Raw genomic sequence first — 23,323 nt, forward strand, 5'->3', positions numbered from 1 at the left:
ACCGGCCGATCCTTTACTGAATCGCTATTTCAACTTCACCGTCCCGCACTCCACATCCCCATTCTGCCCCCGATTCCTCAGCGCATGATCCATCAACACCAGCGCCACCATCGCTTCTGCGATGGGCGTGGCGCGTATCCCCACGCACGGGTCATGCCGCCCTTCGGTGGAGACTTCCACGGCTTCGCCTGCCTTGTTGATGCTGTGGCGTGGCAGGCGGATGCTGGAGGTCGGTTTGATCGCGTAGCGGGCGACGATGTCCTGGCCGGTGGAGATGCCGCCGAGGATGCCGCCGGCGTTGTTGCTGGCGAAGCCGGTGGGGGTGAGTTCGTCGCCGTGCTGGCTGCCGCGCTGGGTGACGCAGTCGAAGCCTGCGCCGATCTCCACGCCCTTCACGGCGTTGATGCCCATCAGCGCGTAGGCGATCTCGGCGTCCAGCCGATCAAAAATAGGCTCGCCCCAGCCGACCGGCACGCCGCTGGCGACGACGGCGAGTTTCGCGCCGATGGAGTCGCCGGATTTGCGCAGCGCGTCCATGTAGTCTTCCAGCGCGGGCACGACGCTGGCGTTGGGGGCGAAGAAGGCGTTGTGCGGCACGTCGTCCCAGCTATTGAACGGCACGAGGACTTCGCCGAGCTGCATCAGGTAGCCGCGCACGGTGACGCCGAAACGCTCGTTCAGCCATTTTTTGGCGATGGCGCCAGCGGCGACGCGGGCAGCGGTCTCGCGGGCAGAACTGCGCCCACCGCCGCGATGGTCGCGGATGCCGTATTTCTGCCAGTAGGTGTAGTCGGCATGACCGGGGCGGAAGCTCTCGGCGATCGTGCCGTAGTCCTTGCTGCGCTGGTCGGTGTTGCGGATCAGCAGCGCGATGGGCGTGCCGGTGGTCTTGCCCTCGAACACGCCGGAGAGAATCTCAACTTCATCAGCTTCGCGGCGCTGGGTGACGTGGCGCGAGGTGCCGGGCTTGCGGCGGTCGAGATCGGGCTGGATGTCGGCGACGGAAAGCTCCATCCCCGGCGGGCAACCATCGACGATGCAGCCGATGGCCGCGCCGTGCGATTCGCCAAAAGAAGTGACGGTGAACAGGGTTCCGAAGGTGTTTCCAGACATGGCGCGCTCTCGCAGAAAGTTTGCGGCGGATTTTAACATAGGCGGGTAGCCCGGAAATTCGCCATTCCCGCTACGGGCAGCGAACCGATCACAAGTACACAGACATGAAAAATCCCGCCGAGGCGGGATTTTCGTATGACCATCGACCGGGCCAACGGCCCGACAGAGTTACTTTTTGCCGGGCAGCACAGGCATGGATGGACGAACAATGCCGGTTCCGCTCGGTTCAGCAGCCGCGCTCGACCCACGCACAGCTGCCGGAGCTGCGGACTTGGCCGGTGCGGGAGACGCTGCCACAGAGGCAGCCTCGGCCTTTTCGTCCTTGATCAGCCAGGCATCACCCGACTTGACCAAGGTGAGCGTCTTGCCGCCGACCTCACTCAGGAGGCTGGATCGATAGGTCTGCTTGAATGTGACGCTGGCATGGGTGCTGTCAGTCAAGGTGACCTTCGCGCCGTCCACGCCGACCTTGATGAACTTCGGCTTGCTGATGCGCTGCTGGCGCGTGGCTTCCCAGGAGGAACGCGACACGCCGCCGGGCGTAGAGAAATCCTTGGCGTAGTACGACAGGTATTTCTTCGTATCCTGGCTCGACCACGCCTCCGCCCAACCATTGACCGCACTCAGCACGGCAGTGTCAGACGATGCCGCCTTGCTCGGTGCGGGTGCAGTCTTGACCGCCGGTGCTGCGGGCTTGGCAGCCGCCGGAGCAGGAGTCACTGCTGCAACTTTGGCCGGAGCCGGGGCAGGAGCGGCGGGTTTGGCCGCTACAACTGGCGCAGCAGGCTTGGCTGGCTCTGCCTTGACGGGAGCTGCGGCAGGCGCAGTCGCCTTGAGCGACGGCGCGGCAGTGGCCGCCTTGGTTTGCACCGTGACGCTGGCCGCCGGAGCCGCCGGCTTGGTCGCCACGGGAGCAGGAGTCTCGACCGGCGTGGCGGGTGTCGCTGCCGCCACTGGCGCAGGCTTGGCCACTGCGGCTACCGGGGTAGCCGGAGCCGGTTTGGCTGCCGGGGCAGGCGCAATCTTGGGGGCATCCGGATGAGCGCCGGTGACCACCTGCCACAACGACGGTGCCGCAGCTGGCGCAGCAGGTTTGGCTGCGACCGGCGCTTCAGGTGCTGCTACTTTCTTCGGCGCAGCGACGACAGCGGGAGCCGCAGGTTTGGCGGCCACCACTGGCTCGGCGGGTTTGGCAACGGGCGCTGGAGCAGCCACCACAGGTTTAGCCACTGGCGCGGGGGCTGCTGCCACAGGTTTGGGGGCTTCGGGCTTGGCCGCCGCGACCGGAGCCGCAGGCTTGGCGGGCTCGACCTTAGCAGGAGCGACCACAGCCGGTTTCGTCGGCTCGGTCTTCGCAGCCACCACGGCAGGAGCGAGCGGTGCCGCCGGAGCGGCTGGCTTGCTGGAGGTGATCGACTTCGCTTGTTCGCGCTTGTCCTTGGCACTGGCGTTGCGACGATCGGCATCGGTCGCGTAGCCGTAGGAAGTGCCCGCCATCTTGACGTGCAGGTCACCCAGGTTCTCGTGGGCGATGGCATAGTTAGGCTTCAGATGGATCGCAGTCTCGAATTCGACCTTGGCCTTTTCGTACTGGCCCAGGCTGGCGTGCAGCACGCCCAGATTGTTGTACGGCTCGGCGATGTTCGGGTAGTCGGCGACGATGGACTGGAAGAGGGCGATAGCATCGTTGGTGCGCCCTTGCTGGGTGTAAATCACCCCCTTCAGGTAGCGCGCCTGCATATCCTTGGGGTCTTTTGCCAGTAGCGCGTTCACTTTCTCCAGCGCCTGCGTCGGCTGCCCCTGCTTGAACAGTCGATTGGCATCCTGGATATTCTCTGCGTTCGCAGGCAGGCTGAGGCAAAGAAGCATCGCACTGATCGCGGCGCGCTGGGTGAGGTGTCTGGGCATATTCATCTTATTTGATTGTGATGGCATTGATGTTCATCCGGCCCGGAAATTCCCAGACCCCCTGAGCTGCGGTGCAAGTTGTGCACCCTGTAACGACTTCCCTTGCTTTGACAGGAAGAGTGCCCGGATTTTCAGGTAAAATCGCCCGCGTTTCAATACATATTTTGATTAAGTGCATGAATAGTCTTACGCCTTCGCCAGTTTCCAATTTCATTCGCAACATCATCGAGGATGATCTTGGCAGCGGCAAGCACAGCAGCATCCAGACCCGCTTCCCGCCGGAGCCGAACGGCTACCTGCACGTCGGCCACGCCAAGTCCATCTGCCTGAACTTCGGGCTGGCCAAGGATTACAGCGGCCTGTGCAACCTGCGCTTCGACGACACCAACCCGGAGAAGGAGAGCGAGGAATACGCGCAGTCCATCCAGGACGACGTGCGCTGGCTGGGCTTCCAGTGGAACGGCGACGTGCGCTGGGCCTCGGATTATTTCGATGCGCTGTACGACTTCGCGGTGGAGCTCATCAACAAGGGCCTGGCCTACGTAGATGACCTTAGTCCCGAGCAGATGCGCGAATATCGCGGCACGCTCAAGGAGCCGGGTCGCAACAGCCCCAACCGCGACCGCCCGGTAGCCGAAAATCTTGATCTCTTTGCGCGCATGAAAGCGGGCGAATTCGCCGACGGCGCGATGGTGCTGCGCGCCAAGATCGACATGGCCTCGCCCAACATGAACCTGCGCGACCCGGCTATCTACCGCATCCGTCGCGCGCACCACATCCGTACTGGCGACAAGTGGTGCATCTATCCGATGTACGACTACACCCATTGCATCTCGGACGCGTTGGAAGGCATCACCCATTCCATCTGCACGCTGGAGTTCGAGGATCACCGCCCGCTATACGACTGGGTGCTGGACAACATCACCATCCCCTGCCACCCGCGCCAGTACGAGTTCTCGCGGCTGGAACTGCAATACACCATCACCAGCAAGCGCAAGTTGCTGCAACTGGTGAACGAGAAGAAGGTTTCAGGCTGGGACGACCCGCGTATGCCGACCATCTCCGGCATGCGCCGTCGCGGCTACACGCCCGAGGGTATCCGCGAATTCGCCAAGCGCATCGGCGTGTCCAAGAGTGCCAACAACGTGGATTTGGCGGTGCTGGAAGGCGCGATCCGTGAAGACCTGGAACTGCGCGCGCCGCGCGTGATGGCCATCATCAATCCGCTCAAAGTCACGATTACGAATGCCGAAGGCGCGTTGACCCGCGCAGCGGATTTCCACCCCAATGTGCCGGAACTGGGCAGCCGCGAGGTGCCGTTCTCCAGCGAGCTGCTCATCGAAGCCGACGACTTCGCCGAAGTGCCGCCGCCTGGCTGGAAGCGCCTCACGTTGGGCGGCGAGATCCGCCTGCGCCACAGCTACGTGATGCGCTGCGACGAAGCGATCAAGGATGAATCCGGCAAGGTGGTCGAACTCAAGTGCAGCATCGACCACGACACCTTGGGCAAGAACCCGGAAGGCCGCAAGGTCAAAGGCGTGATCCACTTCCTGTCGCGCCCGCACGCTCTGCCCGCCGAGATCCGTTTGTACGACCGCTTGTTCACCGTGGCGGAACCCGATGGCGACAAGGAGCAGAGCTTCCTCGACTTCATCAACCCGGATTCGCTGACCGTGGTGCAAGGCTGGGTCGAGGCTGCCGTGCAGGATGCCGCGCCCGAAACACGCTACCAGTTCGAGCGCCTGGGCTATTTCGTCACTGACCGCCGCGACCATCAGCCGGGCGGGAAACTGGTGTTCAATCGCACAGTGACACTGCGCGATGGCTGGACCAAGGGCTGATAGACCAAGGAGCAAATATGTACCAAAGAATTCTGGTTGCAGTGGATGGGAATCCCGCTTCGCGCTCACTGACCGAGGCGATCAGGCTGGCGCAGTTCGCCGATGCCACGCTGTTGCTGCTTCATGTGGACGTGATCGATCCGGTGTTGCTGTGGAACGAGGAGAACTGGATCGTGCCGGGGTTCACCCCGATGACCGGCGAACTGGAGCGTGACCACGGACTGCTGACCGAGGTGCTGGAAAAAGTGCAGCAAGAGGGTGTCAAGGCCGAGATCAGGCAGGTGGAAGAGGCCGGACAGAATCTGGGGGCCATCATCGCCGAGCAGGCGGCCGAGTGGAAGGCCGACCTGATCGTGTCCGGCACCCATGGTCGCAAAGGCATCGATCGCTTGCTGCTGGGCAGCATCGCCGAGAATATCGTCCGCAACGCCACCGTGCCGGTGTTACTGATCCGCAGCGAACATGAGTGACATGATCCCCGCTCCCGACGCTGAGCAGCTCAAATCCCTCAAGACGATCACACTGGTCGTATATGTCCTGTACGCCCTCTCTTACTTCACCGGCCTCACCGCCATCGTCGGCATCATCGTCAACTACGTGAAGCGGGACGATGTCGCGGGCACTTGGCTGGAAAGCCACTTCCGCTGGCAGATACGCACCTTCTGGTTCGGCTTGCTGTGGGCAATGGTGGGCGGTGCAACGGTCATCTTCGGGATCGGCTTTGCCGTGCTGTTCGCCAACTTCTGCTGGATCATCTACCGCATAGTCAAAGGTTGGCTCAACTTGAACGACAACAAACCCTTGCCAGTCTGAATCCCCCATGCTGAAAATCTACAACACCCTGGCCCGCGACAAGCAGGACTTCCGCCCCATCGAACCGAACAACGTCCGCATGTACGTGTGCGGCATGACCGTGTACGACTATTGCCACTTAGGCCACGCGCGGGTGATGGTGGTGTTCGACATGGTGCAGCGCTGGTTCAAGGCATCCGGCTACGACGTGACCTACGTGCGCAACATCACCGACATCGACGACAAGATCATCAAGCGCGCGGCGGAGAACAAGGAATCCATCCATGCGCTGACCCAGCGTTTCATAGCCGCGATGCACGAGGATGCCGACGCGCTGGGCGTGCAGCGCCCGGACCATGAGCCGCGCGCGACGCAGTTCGTGCCGCAGATGCTGTCCATGATCGAGGCGTTGGAGAAGAACGGACTGGCTTACCAGGCCGCCGATGGCGATGTGAATTACGCCGTGCGCAAGTTCGACGGTTACGGCAAGCTCTCCGGCAAGTCGCTGGAAGACCTGCGCGCTGGTGAGCGAGTGAACGTGGCCGAGAGCAAGAACGACCCGCTCGATTTCGTGTTGTGGAAGCACGCGAAAGACAGCGAAGCCGACGAGGTGAAGTGGGATTCCAAGTGGGGCCAGGGCCGTCCCGGCTGGCACATCGAATGTTCCGCGATGGGTTCGGAGCTGCTGGGCAAGCAGTTCGACATCCACGGCGGCGGGGCGGATTTGCAGTTTCCCCACCACGAAAACGAGATCGCCCAGAGCGAGGGTGCGCACGGCTGCCAGTACGTGAACTACTGGATGCACAACGGCTTCATCCGCGTGGACAACGAGAAGATGTCCAAGTCGCTCGGAAACTTCTTCACCATCCGCGAGGTGCTGAAGAAATACGACGCCGAAGTGGTGCGCTTCTTCATCCTGCGCGCCCACTACCGCAGCCCGCTGAACTACTCCGATGCCCACCTGGACGATGCCAAGGGCGCGCTGACACGGCTTTATACCGCCCTTAAAGCCGTTCGTGCTGAGCCTGTCGAAGCACGCCCTTCGACAGCACCCGCAAGGAGTACGCCGGTGGGTGCCCCGCCGTTGCGCGGCGACCCTTCCGCAGGCTCAGGGCGAACAGGAGATGTGGACTGGAACGAACCCCACGCCCAGCGTTTCCGCGCGGCGATGGACGACGACTTTGGCACCTCTGAAGCCATCGCCGTGTTGTTCGATCTCGCCAACGAGGTGAACAAGACTCGTTCGACTGAGCTGGCCGCGCAGCTCAAGGCTCTGGCCGGCGTGCTCGGCCTGTTGCAGCGCGAGCCACAGGAATTCCTGCAAGCCGGGTCAAGCGATGGGTTGGACGATGCGGCTATCCAGACACAGATCGAAGCCCGCGCCGCCGCCAAGAAAGCCCGCGATTTCGCCGAGGCCGACCGCATCCGCAAGGCCTTGCTGGAAGCGGGTATCGTGCTGGAAGACGGGCCGCAGGGCACCACTTGGCGACGCAGTTGAGCCAGCCCTCTCGCCTTCCCTGAGCACAGTCACCTGCCGGAAACTCCGCGTGCCACCCGCCCCGTTCCCTGTCAGCGTAGCGTCGGCAGCAGCACGAGTTGTCGGAACTCGTCTGCCGGGACCGGGTGACTGAAGAAATCACCTTGCGCCTGCTGGCATCCCATGCCGGACAGCATGTCGACCTGCTCCTGCGTCTCCACCCCTTCTGCCAGCACTACCACCGCCAGACTCCTGCCCAGGCCGATCACCGCGTCGCAGATGGATTTGTCATCCAGGTTATCCGGCAACTCCGTCACAAAGCTGCGGTCTATCTTGAGTTTGGCGATGGGGAAATGCTTGAGGTAGGCCAGGGATGAATAGCCGGTGCCGAAGTCGTCCAGCACCAGCTGCACCCCCATCTCGGCGATCTGCCTCAGGATCAGGATGGATTCGCTGGACTGATTGGTGAGGATGGACTCAGTCAGCTCCAGATCGAGCAGCGCTGGATCCAGACCGGACTCCTTTAGCGCGACACGGATGCGCGCCAGCACATGCACGTCCGACAATTGCCGGGGAGAAAGGTTGACCGAGACGAACAGGGGATGCCCGAACTCGGCACGCCAAACCATGGCTTCGTGGCAAGCGGTGCGGAGCACCCACTCGCCGAGAGGGACGATGAGGCCGTTCTCTTCCGCCAACGGGATGAATTCATCGGGCAACAACAAGCCGCGCTCGGGGTGCCGCCAGCGGACCAAGGCCTCCGCCCCCACCAAGGTGTGAGTCTCGCCCAGGATATAGATCGGCTGGTAGTAGACCTCCAGCTCCGCCTCATCCAGCGCCTGCCGCAACTCTCCCTCCAGTTTCAGCCGCTGCCCCTGGTCGGCCAGCAGGGCCTGGCGGAACTCCTGATGGTTGTTCTTGCCGCGATGCTTGGCATCGTACATCGCGACATCGGCAAAGCGCAGCGCGTTGCCGAACTCCGTAGTGTCCTCGGGCAACAAGACAGAGCCGATGGATATCCCGACGAGGATGTCATGCCCTTCGATGCGGACCGGATGTGACAGCACCTCCAGAAACTTCTGCGCCACTCGCCCGATCTCGTCGCGCCCACCCACTTCGGTCAGCAGGACCGCGAACTCATCCCCGCCCAAGCGGCTGATCTCGTCCTCGATCCGGATCACACTGCGCATGCGATCGGCGACGGAACGCAACAACACATCACCGACATGGTGGCCGTAGGTATCGTTCACCCGCTTGAAGTTGTCGAGATCCAGGAACAGCAGCGCGATGCCAGCTTGGCGTTCCTCAATATCCTGCAACAGGCCGCGCAGGCGATGCTCGAAATAATGACGGTTGGTCAACTGGGTGACGTTGTCGTAATGCGCCAGCCGGTCGAGTTTGATCTCCATTTCGCGGCGCTGGCGCAGCTCTTCCGACAGCGCACGGTTGTTGTCCTCGATCTGCTGGATCATCTGGTTGAAACTCTCGGCCAGCTCACCGACCTCATCATGTGCGCAGATCTCGGCCCGATGAGAGTAATCGCCGCGCCGGGATAGATGTTGCATCAACCCGGACAGCTTGCTGAGCGGAGCCAACAGGCGTGGCAGCAGGTAGTAGATGATCAAGCCGCCCAACATCGCCGCCAGCAACATGCCCATCAACACGGTGCCAACCAGGGAAATGACGCGTTGTCGCAGAGTGTGTACATCTTCACGCACCAACAGCATCCCGATCGGCTGCTGCTCTATGCGGATAGGCATCCAGACTTCCAGGAAGTCCCCCGCCAGAATCACCCGTTCACTCTGCAGGGGCTCTGCGCTCATCCCGACCGACATGGCATTGCCCCGTTGCACGAACGACTTGCCCTGCTCGTCGAATACCGCCACATACAACACCCGCTTGTCTATCTGCAAAGCGCCCAGCGTCTCGGTCACAGCTTTGGGATCGTGGAACAACAGTCCGGCTGCGGCATTGTCAGCGACCACGCGCGCACGGGTCATCGCATCCACCTCCGCCTGATCGCGGATTCCCTCCCAAGCCCACCAGGAGATCGCCGCCGCCCCGACCAGGGCAGCCAGAAACATGGCGAGCAGGTTGATGAGCAGCAGCTTGTAGCGCAAGCGCATGTCCGTCCAATGATCGAGCCACCATCTGCTCATGGTCACCACACCTTCCTGGCCAGCTTGAGCAGGTGAGAACTCAACTTGAGCCCCACCTGCTGCGCTGCACTCTGATTGATCTCAAACTCGATACGGTTGTTGGCGGAGACCAGCGCGATGATCGCCGGACTGGGAGCCAGCCCGTTGGATTCGGTCACGGTAAGCACCGGCACCTCCCTCAATTGCTCTGCCAGGTAGGGCAGATTACCGCGCTCGGAAGCCGCGATGAACAGCAGCTGACAGCCCCTAGCCTCGGCGACCGAATACACCTGCATCGATCTCACCGTCGCACCACGCACGGTCTTGCGTGTGATCGGCTGCATCGCGTCACCGAAAGGGTCGTTACCCATCACGCAGAACTGCAAGGTGGCATGCTGCGACGGCCATTCCGTGTACAAGGCGAAGTTATAGAGGAACGCGGCTTTCAGCTCATACTCGCCGACGGCGCGTGCCGAAGCAGGGAGCAGCAGCCCCAGCAGCAACAGCAAGGGCACGGCGTATCTAGTCTGCATAGTTCAGCGTCAGCCACAGGGTACGACCAAACGTAGGGATCAGCGGTGCCATACTCAGATTGTTGCCCGCCACGAAGCTCTTACGATCAAACACGTTGGTCAGCCGCAGCTGCCCTGACCAGGCTCCGTGCGGCGTGCTCAGTGTCATGTCCACGATAGGCTCGGTCGGCAAGTGCCGTGCCACGCCATCCGCCCAGACGAACGAACGCGGCCCCGTCACCCTGGCCTCCCCGGCCAGCACCCACCCGCCGCCCACGGGCTGACTGGCCAACAGCTTGCTGCTCCAGTGGGGAGAGTTTTCAAACCGCTGATTAGCCGCGCCGCCCGCTGTCACGGTCTGCAGGGCAAGCGAGGCTGAGAGCTGGCCGCCATCCACGCCACGGCGGGTCACGGTGACATCCCCTCCGCGCGCGTTCACCGGCCCGACATTCTGGTATTGCCACTGCAAGTTCGGCAGCGCGACCTGATTGATCAGGTTGAAAAGGTCATAGCGGAACAAGGATGCGGCAATTTGGGTGTGATCGCTCAGCCAGCGCTCACCGACCAATTGGTAGGTGTGGATGTACTCCTGCTGCAAGGCCGGGTTGGCTAGCCAACTCCCTCCCGTAGCATAGTTGGCTTCAAAATCGGTCGGGTTGCGATAGGCACTGCCGACCAATAGCTTGAGCGAGCTCCGCTGCTGCGGCTGCCAGATCAAGGCCAGGCGCGGACTGACTTTTCCGCCGAATTGGGAGTGATGGTCGTAACGCACGCCCAGATTGGCCAGCCAATCGGGCGCGAAGGCCCATTCATCCTGCAGATACAACCCCACGGTGCGCGAAGGGGTGTTGATGTTGAGCAGATAGCCGCCCTGGGCAGGTGGCAGATTCTGATTCGTCTGTCGTGCCAGCGACTCGTGCTGGAACTCGATACCGCTGACGAGCTTATGGCTATCGATGCCGGAATAGACCACATAGCCCTCGCCCGACCACCAGCGTGCATCGGCCTGGTCACGGTTGAGGTAATGCCCCATCACCGGGTCCAGAAACGGGTAATCGCCGGTATAGCTCATGCGGTTATAGGCGACATGCCCCTGGAACATCCAGTCGGCTGCCAGCTCGCGGTGCGTGCTCAGACTCACTCTTGACGAGGTATCTTCCAAGCGAAATGTCGGATCGTTGAACAACGTCTCGTAGAGCGGCGCGGAGGGGTGGTGATCGCGGGTGCCGTGGATCACGGTCAGATCGGTGCCATCACCCTCCCAGCGGGCGAATACACGCGCCAGCCTGGTCTTGTCCAGCCCCACCGCGACACCGTTGGTCACGCCCACACCGTTCGGCAGGGTCAGGTAACCAGCCGGCGCGGAATACGCCACATCGCGGCCAGCCTTGTCGCCGACGGCCACCGCCAGCGACACGCTACTGCCGTTCTCCAGCGTGTTCGAGACGTGGCCATTGGCGATGCGCCAGCCATCACTGGACGCAGAGACCGAGGCTCCCGTGCCTATCTGGGCTGCGCGCTTGGTAATGACATTGATGACCCCGAACAGGGCGTTCGCGCCATAGATGGAGGAGCCCGGCCCGGCCACGAATTCGACGCGCTCGACCATGGACAGATCGACCGGGAACTCATCACCGACCAGGGCCTGTTCGTACACGGGATCATTCACGCGCTGGCCGTCGATCGCCAACAGGCAGCGGTTGTTGAAATCACGCGAATTCTGGAAACCCCGTGTCCCGATGTGGTCATAGCCCCGGTCGGAGCCGAACAGCATGCCCGGCAGGCTGTTGAACAATTCAGCCAGGGTGCGCCAGCCATGACGGCGGATGGCTTCGGCATCCACCACCAGTACCGAGGTCGGGGCACGTGATGCAGTTTGAGTGAACTTGGAGGCACTGCTGACTTCGTATTCGACCTGCAGCAGAGACTCCAACGGCAGGGCCAACAGATCCTCAGCCACGGCGGGATGCCCCATCAACATGACCCACATCCCGCCCATCCAGGCAACTGAGCTGATTCGACTCATCCGTCCCTCCCCATGCAAGCTGATCCCTACCGCCGCTGTCACGCGCTCGATTCTATTCCTGCCGCACGACACTGTCTCCCGGTTCCGCATCCTGCTGCTGCAAGGCCCACATCTGCGCATAACGGCCTTGCTCCGCCAGCAGTTCGCGGTGGCTGCCGCGCTCGACGATACGCCCCTGATCCATCACCAGGATCTGCTCGGCCTCGACCACGGTGGACAGCCGGTGGGCGATGACCAGCGTGGTGCGGTCACGGGCGATGGTGCGCAGCTCATCCTGAATGGCCCGCTCCGAATGCGAATCCAGCGCCGACGTGGCTTCGTCGAAGATCAGGATGGCCGGGTCTTTCAGGATGGCGCGGGCGATGGCGACGCGCTGCTTCTCGCCACCGGAGAGCTTCAGCCCGCGCTCGCCCACCACCGTGTCGTAGCCCTGCGGCAGAGCGTCGATGAAATCGTGGATATGCGCGGAACGCGCGGCGGCGATGACTTCGTCCCGCGTCGCGTCCGGACGGCCATAGGCGATGTTGTAGAGGATGCTGTCGTTGAACAGCACGGTATCCTGCGGCACGATGCCGATGGCGGCGCGCAGGCTTTGCTGGGTGATGCCACGGATGTCCTGACTGCTGATGGTGATCGCCCCGCCGGTCACGTCGTAGAAACGGAACAGCAGCCGTGACAGCGTGGATTTGCCCGCTCCGCTCGCTCCGACCACCGCCACGGTGTGCCCGGCGGGAATGTCGAAGCTCACGTCGAACAGGATCTGCCGCGCCGGATCGTAGCCGAAACTGACTCGTTCAAAACGGACGGCAGCCTTACCCAGCACCAGCGCGGGCGCACCCGGCACATCCTGGACCTCGCGGTTCTCGTCCAGCAGGCGGAACATCTTTTCCATGTCGGCCAGCGCGTTCTTGATCTCGCGGTAGACGAAGCCGAGGAAGTGCAGCGGCATGTAAAGCTGGAGCATGAACACGTTGACCAGCACCAGATCGCCCACCGTCATACTGCCCTGCTGTACCTCGCGCGCCGCCATCAGCATCAGCACCGTGACACCGATGCCGATGATCAGGCTCTGTCCGGCGTTGAGCGCAGCCAGCGACACCTTGTCGCGCACCGCCGCCGTCTCCCAGCTCGCCATCTGGCGGTCGTAGCGCTCGGATTCGTAGCGCTCGTTGCCGAAATACTTCACCGTCTCATAGTTGAGCAAGCTGTCGATGGCGCGGGTGTTGGCCTGCGAATCCAGCTCGTTCATGGTGCGGCGCAAGTTCATGCGCCAGCCCGCCACTTTGACCGTGAACAGCACGTAAATCACCAGCGTGATGAAGGTGATCGCCGCATACCAGGGCGAGTATTTCTTCAGCAGGATGAGCGCCACCAGGAAGATTTCCAGAAAGGTGGGCAGGATGTTGAACAACAGAAAGGTGAGCAGGAAACTGATGCCGCGCGTGCCGCGTTCGATGTCGCGCGAAACCCCGCCGGTCTGCCGCTCCAGATGGAAGCGCAGGCTCAGCGCGTGCAGATGCTCGAACACTTGCAGCGCGACACGGCGGATGGCGCGCTGCGTGACCTTGGCGAAAATGGCATCGCGCAGCTCGCCGAACAAGGTGCTGCCGAGGCGCAACACGCCGTAGCCGACGATCAGGGCGACCGGCACCACCAGCAAGGCCTGGCCCACGCTCATCGCATCGACGATCTCTTTCAGCGCCAGCGGCACCGCCACGTTGGCCAGTTTGGCCAATATCAGCAGAACGACCACCGCCACCAGTCGGCCACGGAATTCCGTCAGGTACGGCAACATGGTGCGTATGGTCTGCCAGTCGCTGCGCGGCGACTGCGTATCGACAGAAGAATGGGAGGACGACATGGATATGAACCTGAAGAACTGACGACCGATTATACGGGAAGCCAGTCATCCCTCCCTGTGCGGCGGCTGAACAACAGTCGAAAAAAATGGGGCATCCGAGAGGGAGGAGGATGCCCCAAACCACAGGAGGAGAAGAATGAAAGCAGCAAGTGTGTACCCGTTACTTTCAGTTATTTATAAAGCAATCGGCATGCCAGCCAGCCACATTACCGCGTGAATTTTCCGAAAGAATAGTCCGGCCAGCCCTATCCACTTGTTTTCAATGGACTCAATGGCAACACGCACGGCAACTTTCCTCGTCCCGAGGCTGATTCAGGCAGGCTCTCCGCCTGTCGTCTTCCTTGCAGCGCTCCCCGATCCGGTGCATGAACATGCCAGCGGAGCGGGCCGCAGTGCGTCACTTCAGTTGGCTGAGCAAATCCTGGATCTCGGCGCGGCGACCGGCATCGGCATCTTCCCGACCGGGGCGCGCCGGAGCGGCTTGGGCACGCTTCAGGTATTCGATGGCTTTGGCCTTCTCCCCCTTCTCGACCAGGAATTCGGCCATGAAGAAGTTCGGGTCGATGCCGTTGGGATTCACCTTGAGCGCGCGCTCAAGATAGCTGCGGGCCTTGGTGTGGTCACCGAAGGAGATGATGCGCGGCACCTTGTAGTACATGCTGCCCAGCGAGGTCAGCGCGGAACCGTCGAGGGCGTTGGGGTCGATCTTTTCTGCCGCCAGCAACAGGTCGCGCGCCGCCTTGGCGTTCTCCCCTGCCACCAGTTTGTTCTGGAACTTGGCATGGCTGCTGGTGATGATGCCTTCCCAGATCAAGGCCTCGACCCTGCCGGAGAACTTGGCCGTCACTTCATGCGACTTGGTTTGCAAGGCATCGAAGTAGGCCTCTTGCTGTTTCTCCGGAGTGCTGTAATAGCCTTTGGCCCAGCCGTGCTGCAAGTCAGCGATCGCATCCATCATGGCATCGGCCATGGCCCAGCCCGAGCTACCCATCAGGGTCGCAGCCAGTATCCAGCTTGAGACTCTCATCTACAGTTCCTTTTTGAAGTGTACGTATCATTCGTTGCGGGCGAACTCGCGTATCTGCGCGTTCTGCTTGCGCATGACACCATCCACCAGGCGCGGCAGTATAGCGTTGATACGCACGAATAGACACTCCGGAAAGCCGATGTAGTAGTCCTTGGCATCTTTTTCAATGGCGCGCAGGATGTTGGCGGCCACCACATCCGGCTCGTCCATGTTCATCTTCAGCGCCTCCGACATGCGGGCGGCTGCCCCGGCATTGATCGGGGTCTTGGTATAGCGCGGGGCGATGTAGGTCACATCCACACCGCTGCCTTCCAGCTCACGGCGCAAGGCTTCGGAGAAACCCCGCACGGCGAACTTGTTGGCCGAATAGGTGGTGAAGCAGGCGAAGGCGATGGAACCGAAGATGGAGCCGATGTTGACGATGCGCCCCGAGCCGCGTGCCACCATCGCGGGCAGCAAAGCGCGGGTGAGCTGCATCGGCGCGATGACGTTCACCTGCCACATGCGCTGCAGGTTGTCGGCGCTCTCGTTCTGGAACAGGCGGAAGCTCATGATGCCGGCCAGGTTGATGACCACGTCGATCTGGCCGGTGGCCTGCGCATCCGCCGCCAGCCGCTCGCCCGCACCGTCTTCCAGCAAATTGGTCGGCAGCGCGACAGCTTGCCCCCCGAGTTCGCCCAGCAGTGTATCGAGTGCGTCACCGGGACGGTCGGCCAGCAGCAGTTCGGCCCCCTGGCCAGCGAGTCTCAGGCAAACCAGACGACCGATGCCACCCGCCGCGCCGGTGACCAATATGCGCTTGCCTCGCAGGTTCATGCAGCAGGCTCCAGCGAACGGAAGATGTTGGCGTACAGATGGAAGAACACCTTGGCGCAATGGATCACGGCCTGCTTGTCCTCCTCTGCGGTCAGCCGGTTGACCACGCTCTCGAAGAAGTCGATGTGCTCCAGATCGAGCGAGCCATGGCTGGTGAGGTAACTGAACGCCGATTTCGGCAAGCCGAGCGCTTGCTCGATCTGACCGGCGGCGTGCGTGGCCAGCTGCACGCTGGTGCCTTCCAGCACGAACACCATGCCGAAGAAGCCGCAGGGATTGTTGCGCATGATGGTGTCGTAGGCGTAGGAGACCATCAGCTCGGTGTGCATGTTGGGCTGGCTGCGCCGGGCCGCCTCGGCATCGCCGCCACAGGCCTTGATGTCGTTCAGTATCCATTCCTGATGACCGACCTCTTCCTCGATGTAGTGCGCCAGCGCTTCGCGTATCCACTCATGGCTCTCCGGCACACGCCCGCCGCAGGTCATCAGCAGAGGCGAGGTGTGTTTCACATGGTGATAGGCCTGGGTCAGGAAGGCGAGGTACTCGCCTAGGGTGACCTTACCCTGCAGGGCTCGACCGATGATGGGCACCGACAGCAGCGCATTGCGCTCGGCTATAGTGGCTTGCTGCAGTTCTTCATAAAAGCTCATGCCTGGGTCTCCTTGTAAAGTTGATCGATGTTCTGGCTATAAAGTGACGCTATCTCCGCACGACGCAGTCGGCCATTGGTCGTGAGCAGGCCGTTCTGCGGAGTGAACGGCTCGGTCGCGAGCAGCCAGCACTTGATCCTGGCATAGTCCGGCAACAGGGTATTGGCCGCCGCAACCGCCCCGGCCACGGATTGCGCGACATCCTGCCCCGGCAAGGGGCGCGGCACGATGACGGCCACGTTCCACGGTCTGGCCTCACCGAATACCGCAGCTTGGGCGATGGCAGGCTGGATAGTCAGTTCGCGCTCCACCCATTCCGGCGCGACGTTGCGCCCGAACGAGGTGATGAACATGTTCTTCTTGCGCCCAGTCAGATGCAGGTAGCCCTGCTCGTCCAGATAGCCGGTATCGCCGGTCGCCCACATGCCGTCGCTATCCGGCTGCTCCGGCAAGCCAAGGTAGCCCTCGAACACCGCACCGCCGACCCGGATCTCGCCATCCTCGGCGAATCTGACCTTGACGTGTGGCAAGGGTCTGCCGACGCTGCCGGGCACATTCGCCCCCGGCGTATTGACGGCGACCACCGAGGCACATTCCGACAGGCCGTAACCCTCGAACACGGGCACGCCCAGCCGCGCGGCGTTTTGCAGCAAGCTGGGCGAGACCGGCGCGCCGCCCACGGCGACGAAGCGCAGGTTGGCCGGTGCGGGTGCGCCCATGCCGATGGCGGCCGTCAGCGCATGCAGCATCTGCGGCACCATGATGGCGGTCGAGGCGCACTGTCTGTGCATGGCGCGCAGCATGACAGCGGTATCCAGCGCCGCTGCGCCGCTCAATCCGACCTGTTGCAGCGGCAACACGCAGGCGGTCGCTCCGGCCAGTAACGGCACATAGATGCCTCCGATGTTCTCCAGCAAGGTGGGCAGCGGCAGCAGCCCCAGGTGGCGATCCTCCGGTACGGCTGCCGTCGCCTGACACAGCGATTGCGCAACGTTCTCCATCGCCATCCGGCTCAGGCACACGCCTTTCGGATTGCCGGTGGTGCCGGAAGTGTAGGTGATCTTGGCGGTGCGGGCAGGCACGCGCACGGTGCTGGCTTGCGTCAAACGCAGCAGGCTCAGGTTGCCTGCGTACGCAGCATCCACGCGTTCGACCTGGCCGGAAAGCAAGGTGGTGACTCGTTCCGGCTGATCGGTGAGGATAGCTTCCAGGCCACTGTCCCGGATCGCGTGCTGCAGCTGTTGCGGCGAAAAGAACGGCGGCAGCGGCACCAATAGTTGGTCGCCGAACAGTGCAGCCAGATCGGCCACCGCCCAATCGATGCCGTTATCCGCCAGCAGACCGAAGGCGTGCAGCCCGGTGCGGCTCAAACCGGAGCTGCATGCCTTCACCCGTTCGATCAATCCGGCGTAGCTCAACGCCTCATCCGCCCCCTGTAACGCGATCGCGTCCGGTCTGAGCCGGGCATGCTCGGAAACCGCCTGGAACACACGGCTCATCGATCAACCTCCATGGAATCGACCCCAGTGACATCCGGGATCTCGAAATGAGTCTCAAGTTCGTGGAACACATGGCTGATGTTGCCTGCCATCACTGTCGGCTGGGTATCGTAATAACTGCCCCAGGCCGCACGCTGCTCGGGCCCCAACAGCGCCACGTCCGCCCGGGCCAGGGGTATCGGGCGCAACCCAAAGCGCCGGAGGCCGTTCTTCAGTTCGGCGGTGGCAGTGAACACCACCCACTCATAACCTTCCCGATACAAATGCACGGTAAGTGCCACGATCAGCCAACGTACCGCCCCGGGATAAATCGCCGCCAGATTGCCGATCTCCACGATGCGCGCGCGCGGAGGACGAGCACCCAGTTTTTGCTCCAGCACATCCTCGATCGGAGCGGCAAGATACGTCTCCAGGAACAGCGGCCCCTGCGCTGCGCTGCGTACCCCGAACACCGCCGTCAACTCCCCGCGCCGCGTCAGCAGCTCGAACAGTTGCGGCATGTAGCTGGTGACATTCGCCCCATAGGCTCGACTGAAGCAATCATGGATGAAGCGCTCGGCCACCACACGCGCCTCCCCCTTGCTTTCGCGGATCACGAACATCTGGGCAAGAAACTTCCTCAAGCAGTCCTTACTCTCGTCGAACTCGCCCAGCGTGCGCATGAACCGCGACAACGGAGCTTCCTCGATGGAAGGCGGTACACGCCGATCCAGCATCGCTGGGCAGGTGATAGAGGTGCTATGGGTGGTAGTAATTTCAGTCATGGTCGTATGGGTAGAATTACTGATGTCATTATGACAGAAACTGGCGTTATGACCACAACGTTCGTCGCCAAGTTCCTGCCGTACATCACTTATTCGCTCACCCCTTCCAGCAACTCAAGTATCCCCGCCGCCTTGTCCAGCGTCTCCCGATATTCGGCATCCATGTCCGAATCGGCGACGATGCCGCCGCCCGCCCAACCTCGCATCTCACCCCCGGCGTAGACCAGGGTGCGGATGACGATGTTGCAATCCATGTCGCCATCGAACCCGACATAACCTATCGTCCCGCAGTACACACCCCGACGCTGCGGCTCCAGCTCTTCGATGATCTGCATCGCACGTTGTTTGGGGGCCCCCGTGATGGACCCCCCGGGGAAACAGGCACGCAGCAGCGACAAGGCATCCTCGCCGGCAGCCAGCTGGCCGACCACCGTGCTGACCAGATGGTGGACGTTGGAGTAACTCTCGACCTTGAACAGCCCCGGCGTGCGCACGCTGCCCGGCACACAGCAACGCCCCAGATCGTTGCGCAGCAGATCGACGATCATCAGATTCTCGGCCCGATCCTTGGGGTGGCTGCGCAGGTCGGCGATGCGGGCCGCATCTTCCGTCGCATCGGCACTGCGCGGACGCGTCCCCTTGATGGGCCGGGTCTCGACCCGGCCACGCGCCACGCGCAGGAAGCGCTCCGGCGAAGCACACAAGATCTGAACATGCGGCAACTTGAGCCAGGCCGAGAACGGGGCCGGACTGATCCGCCGCAGCGCCAGATAGGCGGCCAGTGCATCCCCAGTAGCCGCCGCCGAGAAACGCTGGGCAAGGTTAACCTGATAACAGTCGCCCGCATGCAGATAACCCTGCACAGCGCGGAACGCGGCAGCATAAGTGGCATGGGTGAAGTTGCTGCGGACGGGCGTAGTGACCCGGCAATCGCCCAGCCCCCCGCCCAGCCCGGAGCAGCGTTCGACTAGCTCGTGCACCCGCGTGGCCGTCTGGGGGTGACGAAGGTGAGAAACCAGTTGCGCGGTCTGCTGGTGATGGTCCACCACCAGCGCCCAATCGTAGATGCCGACGGCCATCTCGGGCAACAGCTCGGCATCCTCCGCCAGTTCGGGCAGTGCGATCCAGCGACGCGCGAGGTCGTAGCCCCAATATCCCAGCGCCCCTCCGGCGAACGGGATGTCCGGCGCACTGGCGACCACCGCTCCGAGCTGCTGCCGAATCAGGTCGAGCGGATCGTCACCGCAGCAACGCACTTCGTAACCGTCACTGATCTCGGTCTGCGCACCCCGCGTCACCAGCGTGACCAGGGGAGCGGCAGTCAGAATGTCGTACCGGTCACGCCCGCCACTGTCCAGCCAGACTGCCCAGGGCAGATCGGCAATGGCAGCGAAGTAGGTGCTACTGTCTGCGAGATAGGGCAGCGAATGGCGGAACACGGGACGGACTCAGACGCAGACCGGATGATGCCTAGTGTGCATGGACATGCTTGCGCTGCGCGGCTTGCTCAAGCTGCTCGCGTATCCTGGGCAGGGCGGCGGTAGCCGCCTCTTCACCCGCCTTGAACAGGACTTGCTTCATCTCGGGACTAAAATCGAACGAACTGACGGAGATACCCGGATGGATGACCACATCAGCCAATTTCAACTCATGGCTGAGTATGGACTGGCGCATGATGCGTATGCTTTGCATCAACACGTCGATGAGTCCGCTGGCATCCGGAAAATCTTGCGGCTGCTGCGAGATGTCGACCGCGATCACCACATCGGCCCCCATCTGACGGGCGATGGAGGCAGGCACGGGGCTCTTCAGATCGCCGTCCACATAGGTGACGTCACCGATCTCGACCGGATTGAAGATGCTGGGTATGGAACTGGAGGCCCGCACCGCCAGGCCGGTGTTGCCGTGATTGAACACGGCCACCCTGCCGTTATCCAGCTCGGTGGCCACGACGGCGAAGGGCTTGGCCAGTTGTTCGATGTTGCGGTTCTCCAGCGCCCGGTTGATGAAATCCTGCAACCTCTCGCCGCCGATGAAACCGCGCCGGGTGATGGTGACATCGCGTATCTGCCCCTCATCCAGCTGCACCGCCAATCGCTCCAGATCGGCAGCGGCAAAGCCTCCGGCGTACAGGGAACCGACCACGCTACCGACACTGGTGCCGACCACGATGTCCACCGGGATGTGATTCGCCTCCAGCACCTTGATCACGGCAATATGCGCGAAACCGCGTATGCCGCCACTGCCCAGCGCCAACGCCACCACCGGCCTGTCCTTGTTGTGCAGCGGCTGGATGCTGACCGAGCTGGGCGGATCGACTTCCTTGTAGCGTATCTCCGGCGCGGTCGAGGCACAGGCAGCGAGCAGCAGCGCCGGCAACAGCCAGCCCAGCGGGCGGAACAGATGAACCAGTCTCATCGGTGCTGGCTGGTGATCACAGCGCTTCGTTGCTGTAGCTGACGCTCAGGGTGTGCGATTCGCCCGGTGCCAGCGTCAACACGTTGCTGGCGGCATTGGCGCTCTCTACGCAGACCATGGTGCGGTAGCCGGTGTCGCTGCCGAAGTCGCCCATCTTGGCGGCCTTTTCGATCCACGGGTTCCACACCACGGTCGAGCGGCTGCCGCTCTTGGCGATGCGGATGCGACGGTTCGCGCCACGATCCACGATGTCGCAAGTCGCCTCGGTGTCCAGATAGACGCGATCCACTTCACTGGGGATGGCGATGTCGCCACCTTGCACCTTGCTCGACATGCCCTCCACCTTGTCCAGATAAGTGCAGCCGTCCAGCCCGGTGATGGTGACCTGATCCACATCGCTGATCGGGAAATAGGTGTGCAGCGCTTCGCCCAGCGGGAAAGCGGTGTCGCCGGTGTTGTCGGTGACCAGATCCATGGTCAGCTTCGCGCCTACGTTGATGTGCAGTTGCACGCGGCAGGCGTGCGGCCATTGCGCCTTGGGCATGGCGGAAGCGGGCAGTTCGAACACGATGCGGGTCTCACCGCCGGGTTGCGGGCGGGCATCCACCACATCCCAGCCCACCGTGCGGGCGAAGCCGTGCGCGGGGAAGCTGGCTTCGGACGCATGTGCGCCGAACCACGGCCAGCACACCGGCACGCCGCCACGGATGGACTTGCCGACCACCAGCTTGGCGGCGGGGCTCATCCAGATCACATCGGCCTGACCGACCGGCTTGAACGTCATCAGATGTGCGCCTTGCAGCGCGATGCTCGCTTCGGCGTGCGCGTTGCTGATACGCGCCACCACCATGCCGGGCGCAGCCTCGACAAATTCCAGTTGGCCGGCAATGCCGAATTTCTGATTCAAGACGGAAAGATCGCTCATGTTCGCTCCTGGCTGGGTGATGCGCGCGGTCGCGCGCGGAAGTCGCGGATTATACGGGATGCGCGGCAGCCTGACAGCCGCTGCTCATTGTTGATACAGCCACTCCAGCAAGGCATCGAAAGCGGGCTGGGCCGCCGCCGCGCCGGGCTGGTTGACCATGATCGCCAGCAACCACTGGCGACCGCTGCGGCTTTGCAGGTAACCGGCCAGCGAGCGCGCCTCGTCCAGACTGCCGCTTTTCAGGTGAGCGTGACCGGCGAAGGCGCGCTCGCGGTAGCGGCGGCGCAGCGTGCCGTCCAGTCCGACGATGGCCAGCGAGGACTCGAACTCCGGCTGGAAGCGGCTGGCGCTGGCCCATTGCAGCAGGTCGGCCAGATGACGGGCCGAGATGCGTTCGCGACGCGACAGCCCTGCGCCGTTCTCGATCACCAGTTCGGGGAAGTCGGCCTGATGCGACTTTAGCCAGTCCGCGATGGCGGCACGGCTGCGTTCCGGCGTGGCCGGGGCGGCCTCGCTCAGGCCCAGCGTCAGGTAGAGTTGACGCGCCATCAGGTTGTTGCTGAATTTATTGGTGGCGCGGATCAACTCCCCCAGCGGTGCGGATTCGTGACTGGAAAGCAAGGTGGCAGTGGCTGGCGCAGTGCCGTCGCGCAGTCCGCCGGACAGCGTCCCACCCAGTTCCTGCCACAAGTTACGAAACAGCGCATATACGTAGTCGCGATGAGGCAGCGGGCTGAGATAGAAGTTGCGTTCGCCACAGGCGGCGGGATAGTCGCCCACCAGTGTCAGCCTGCCTTGCGCCACCGTTGCGCGGATGCCGTCGTCCCAGTTCGCACCGCAGCCGGGGCGAGCGGTTAGGCGCAAACGGTTGTCCAGCGCCAGACCGGCCAGTCGAGGTTCGTCGAGCACCTGCACCGAGGTTGCGCGCGGCAGCAGGCGCAGGGTGAGCACGCTGCCGTTCACCACCAGCGCCTCGGCCCCGGCGTTGTAGGGAGCCAAGGGCGTGTTGTCGAAGGCAGCAGGATCGAACGGAGGCAGCTCGAAGGCGCTGCGGTCCAGCACCAGATCGCCCCGAATCTCGCGCAGTCCACGGTTGCGCAGCTCGCGCAGCCACAGCCAGAACTGCTCCTCGCTGAAGTTCGGGTCGCCGTATCCTTTGAGGATCAGGTCGCCGTGCAGCACGCCCTCGGCATCCAGCTCGCCAGCCAGCCTGGCTTCGGTCTTCCAGGTATAGGCCGGCCCCAGCCGATCCAGCGCAGCATAGGTGGTGAGCAATTTCATCACCGAGGCCGGATTCATCGCACGGTCCGCGTTGTGGGAGAACAGCGGTGAGCGGGCATTCACCTCGCGCACCTCGATGGCGACATTCGCCAGCGGAATGTGCGCCTGCTCCAGCGCATTCAACATTGGCGGCGGCAGGTCGGCAGCCGAGGCGGCGCTGACTCCGAGCACAACCACCAGCCAGCTCAGCCACCTAGCCGTCATTCCCGCACCGAGCCTGCCCCCGCGAAAGCGTGGGGAGGGAATCCAGCTAAAAAGATTGGCCCCGCGTAGCG

19 protein-coding genes are annotated in these 23,323 nt (G+C 62.7%); 4 read left to right on the forward strand and 15 right to left on the reverse strand.

The genetic code is table 11. From position 1 onward, the window contains the following. Nucleotides 1-24 precede the first annotated feature (24 nt). On the reverse strand, nucleotides 25-1,113 hold the full coding sequence (gene aroC, locus DM08_RS07845; protein ID WP_035384110.1) for a chorismate synthase: 1,089 nt from the start codon (nucleotides 1,111-1,113) through the stop codon (nucleotides 25-27). 168 nt (nucleotides 1,114-1,281) lie between these two features. Beyond that, complete coding sequence (locus DM08_RS12300; protein ID WP_237560248.1) at nucleotides 1,282-3,021, reverse strand: tetratricopeptide repeat protein; 1,740 nt, start codon at nucleotides 3,019-3,021, stop codon at nucleotides 1,282-1,284. A gap of 176 nt (nucleotides 3,022-3,197) precedes the next feature. Between DM08_RS12300 and DM08_RS07860 the strand changes: the two genes are divergently transcribed. Genes DM08_RS07860 through cysS form a run of 4 tightly spaced genes read left to right on the forward strand, consistent with a single transcriptional unit; the run spans nucleotide 3,198 to nucleotide 7,152 of the window. After that, nucleotides 3,198-4,862: a glutamine--tRNA ligase/YqeY domain fusion protein gene (locus DM08_RS07860; protein WP_035384111.1), complete on the forward strand. Its 1,665-nt coding sequence runs from the start codon at nucleotides 3,198-3,200 to the stop codon at nucleotides 4,860-4,862. Between the two features lie 17 nt (nucleotides 4,863-4,879). Then, complete coding sequence (locus DM08_RS07865; RefSeq protein WP_035384112.1) at nucleotides 4,880-5,332, forward strand: universal stress protein; 453 nt, start codon at nucleotides 4,880-4,882, stop codon at nucleotides 5,330-5,332. Further along, nucleotides 5,325-5,675, forward strand: a complete 351-nt coding sequence (locus tag DM08_RS07870; RefSeq protein ID WP_035384113.1) for a DUF4870 family protein — start codon at nucleotides 5,325-5,327, stop codon at nucleotides 5,673-5,675. The genes DM08_RS07865 and DM08_RS07870 overlap by 8 nt, the downstream gene beginning before the upstream one ends. A 7-nt stretch (nucleotides 5,676-5,682) precedes the next feature. Beyond that, on the forward strand, nucleotides 5,683-7,152 hold the full coding sequence (gene cysS / locus DM08_RS07875) for a cysteine--tRNA ligase (protein ID WP_035384114.1): 1,470 nt from the start codon (nucleotides 5,683-5,685) through the stop codon (nucleotides 7,150-7,152). A 71-nt stretch (nucleotides 7,153-7,223) separates the two neighbouring features. Here cysS and DM08_RS07880 read toward each other — a convergent pair whose 3' ends face one another. The 13 genes from DM08_RS07880 to dacB form a co-directional block, all read right to left on the reverse strand. Further along, nucleotides 7,224-9,290 (reverse strand): putative bifunctional diguanylate cyclase/phosphodiesterase, encoded by a 2,067-nt coding sequence (locus DM08_RS07880; protein WP_051937984.1) that lies wholly within the window; start codon nucleotides 9,288-9,290, stop codon nucleotides 7,224-7,226. Between the two features lie 2 nt (nucleotides 9,291-9,292). After that, on the reverse strand, nucleotides 9,293-9,802 hold the full coding sequence (locus DM08_RS07885) for a YfiR family protein (protein ID WP_051937986.1): 510 nt from the start codon (nucleotides 9,800-9,802) through the stop codon (nucleotides 9,293-9,295). Further along, nucleotides 9,792-11,807: a TonB-dependent receptor plug domain-containing protein gene (locus DM08_RS07890; RefSeq protein ID WP_161780277.1), complete on the reverse strand. Its 2,016-nt coding sequence runs from the start codon at nucleotides 11,805-11,807 to the stop codon at nucleotides 9,792-9,794. The genes DM08_RS07885 and DM08_RS07890 overlap by 11 nt, the downstream gene beginning before the upstream one ends. 52 nt (nucleotides 11,808-11,859) lie before the next feature. Next, on the reverse strand, nucleotides 11,860-13,668 hold the full coding sequence (locus DM08_RS07895; protein WP_035384115.1) for an ABCB family ABC transporter ATP-binding protein/permease: 1,809 nt from the start codon (nucleotides 13,666-13,668) through the stop codon (nucleotides 11,860-11,862). 397 nt (nucleotides 13,669-14,065) lie between these two features. Further along, nucleotides 14,066-14,695, reverse strand: a complete 630-nt coding sequence (locus tag DM08_RS07900; protein WP_035384116.1) for a tetratricopeptide repeat protein — start codon at nucleotides 14,693-14,695, stop codon at nucleotides 14,066-14,068. Between the two features lie 27 nt (nucleotides 14,696-14,722). Next, nucleotides 14,723-15,511, reverse strand: coding sequence for an SDR family oxidoreductase (locus tag DM08_RS07905; protein ID WP_035384117.1), 789 nt, complete (start codon nucleotides 15,509-15,511; stop codon nucleotides 14,723-14,725). Next, a complete protein-coding gene (locus DM08_RS07910) occupies nucleotides 15,508-16,161 on the reverse strand; it encodes a TenA family transcriptional regulator (protein WP_035384118.1) in 654 nt (217 codons plus the stop codon). Before DM08_RS07910 ends, DM08_RS07905 begins: the two co-directional genes overlap by 4 nt. Continuing rightward, complete coding sequence (locus DM08_RS07915) at nucleotides 16,158-17,660, reverse strand: AMP-binding protein (protein WP_035384119.1); 1,503 nt, start codon at nucleotides 17,658-17,660, stop codon at nucleotides 16,158-16,160. Before DM08_RS07915 ends, DM08_RS07910 begins: the two co-directional genes overlap by 4 nt. Continuing rightward, nucleotides 17,657-18,424, reverse strand: coding sequence for a thermostable hemolysin (locus tag DM08_RS07920; protein WP_081908830.1), 768 nt, complete (start codon nucleotides 18,422-18,424; stop codon nucleotides 17,657-17,659). The genes DM08_RS07915 and DM08_RS07920 overlap by 4 nt, the downstream gene beginning before the upstream one ends. 89 nt (nucleotides 18,425-18,513) lie before the next feature. Next, on the reverse strand, nucleotides 18,514-19,863 hold the full coding sequence (gene pabB / locus DM08_RS07925) for an aminodeoxychorismate synthase component I (protein ID WP_035384120.1): 1,350 nt from the start codon (nucleotides 19,861-19,863) through the stop codon (nucleotides 18,514-18,516). A gap of 31 nt (nucleotides 19,864-19,894) precedes the next feature. Further along, on the reverse strand, nucleotides 19,895-20,842 hold the full coding sequence (locus DM08_RS07930) for a patatin-like phospholipase family protein (RefSeq protein WP_035384121.1): 948 nt from the start codon (nucleotides 20,840-20,842) through the stop codon (nucleotides 19,895-19,897). A 16-nt stretch (nucleotides 20,843-20,858) separates the two neighbouring features. Beyond that, nucleotides 20,859-21,767, reverse strand: a complete 909-nt coding sequence (locus tag DM08_RS07935; protein WP_035384122.1) for a D-hexose-6-phosphate mutarotase — start codon at nucleotides 21,765-21,767, stop codon at nucleotides 20,859-20,861. A gap of 84 nt (nucleotides 21,768-21,851) precedes the next feature. After that, the gene (gene dacB, locus DM08_RS07940; RefSeq protein ID WP_035384123.1) at nucleotides 21,852-23,252 is read right to left on the reverse strand and encodes a D-alanyl-D-alanine carboxypeptidase/D-alanyl-D-alanine endopeptidase; all 1,401 of its coding nucleotides are present in this window, start codon (nucleotides 23,250-23,252) and stop codon (nucleotides 21,852-21,854) included. Between the last annotated feature and the right edge of the window lie 71 nt (nucleotides 23,253-23,323).

The organism is Ferriphaselus sp. R-1 (genome assembly GCF_000746095.1).
Lineage (GTDB): Bacteria > Pseudomonadota > Gammaproteobacteria > Burkholderiales > Gallionellaceae > Ferriphaselus.

What these genes read in the sequence shown, in the direction of transcription:
- DM08_RS12300 (WP_237560248.1), bottom strand. Translation starts at nt 3,021, where the DNA reads ATGCCCAGACACCTCACCCAGCGCGCCGCGATCAGTGCGATGCTTCTT.
- aroC (WP_035384110.1), bottom strand. Translation starts at nt 1,113, where the DNA reads ATGTCTGGAAACACCTTCGGAACCCTGTTCACCGTCACTTCTTTTGGC.
- DM08_RS07880 (WP_051937984.1), bottom strand. Translation starts at nt 9,290, where the DNA reads ATGAGCAGATGGTGGCTCGATCATTGGACGGACATGCGCTTGCGCTAC.
- DM08_RS07865 (WP_035384112.1), top strand. Translation starts at nt 4,880, where the DNA reads ATGTACCAAAGAATTCTGGTTGCAGTGGATGGGAATCCCGCTTCGCGC.
- DM08_RS07915 (WP_035384119.1), bottom strand. Translation starts at nt 17,660, where the DNA reads ATGAGCCGTGTGTTCCAGGCGGTTTCCGAGCATGCCCGGCTCAGACCG.
- DM08_RS07860 (WP_035384111.1), top strand. Translation starts at nt 3,198, where the DNA reads ATGAATAGTCTTACGCCTTCGCCAGTTTCCAATTTCATTCGCAACATC.
- DM08_RS07910 (WP_035384118.1), bottom strand. Translation starts at nt 16,161, where the DNA reads ATGAGCTTTTATGAAGAACTGCAGCAAGCCACTATAGCCGAGCGCAAT.
- DM08_RS07905 (WP_035384117.1), bottom strand. Translation starts at nt 15,511, where the DNA reads ATGAACCTGCGAGGCAAGCGCATATTGGTCACCGGCGCGGCGGGTGGC.
- cysS (WP_035384114.1), top strand. Translation starts at nt 5,683, where the DNA reads ATGCTGAAAATCTACAACACCCTGGCCCGCGACAAGCAGGACTTCCGC.
- DM08_RS07885 (WP_051937986.1), bottom strand. Translation starts at nt 9,802, where the DNA reads ATGCAGACTAGATACGCCGTGCCCTTGCTGTTGCTGCTGGGGCTGCTG.
- DM08_RS07900 (WP_035384116.1), bottom strand. Translation starts at nt 14,695, where the DNA reads ATGAGAGTCTCAAGCTGGATACTGGCTGCGACCCTGATGGGTAGCTCG.
- DM08_RS07895 (WP_035384115.1), bottom strand. Translation starts at nt 13,668, where the DNA reads ATGTCGTCCTCCCATTCTTCTGTCGATACGCAGTCGCCGCGCAGCGAC.
- DM08_RS07870 (WP_035384113.1), top strand. Translation starts at nt 5,325, where the DNA reads ATGAGTGACATGATCCCCGCTCCCGACGCTGAGCAGCTCAAATCCCTC.
- DM08_RS07935 (WP_035384122.1), bottom strand. Translation starts at nt 21,767, where the DNA reads ATGAGCGATCTTTCCGTCTTGAATCAGAAATTCGGCATTGCCGGCCAA.
- dacB (WP_035384123.1), bottom strand. Translation starts at nt 23,252, where the DNA reads ATGACGGCTAGGTGGCTGAGCTGGCTGGTGGTTGTGCTCGGAGTCAGC.
- DM08_RS07890 (WP_161780277.1), bottom strand. Translation starts at nt 11,807, where the DNA reads ATGAGTCGAATCAGCTCAGTTGCCTGGATGGGCGGGATGTGGGTCATG.
- DM08_RS07930 (WP_035384121.1), bottom strand. Translation starts at nt 20,842, where the DNA reads ATGAGACTGGTTCATCTGTTCCGCCCGCTGGGCTGGCTGTTGCCGGCG.
- DM08_RS07920 (WP_081908830.1), bottom strand. Translation starts at nt 18,424, where the DNA reads ATGACTGAAATTACTACCACCCATAGCACCTCTATCACCTGCCCAGCG.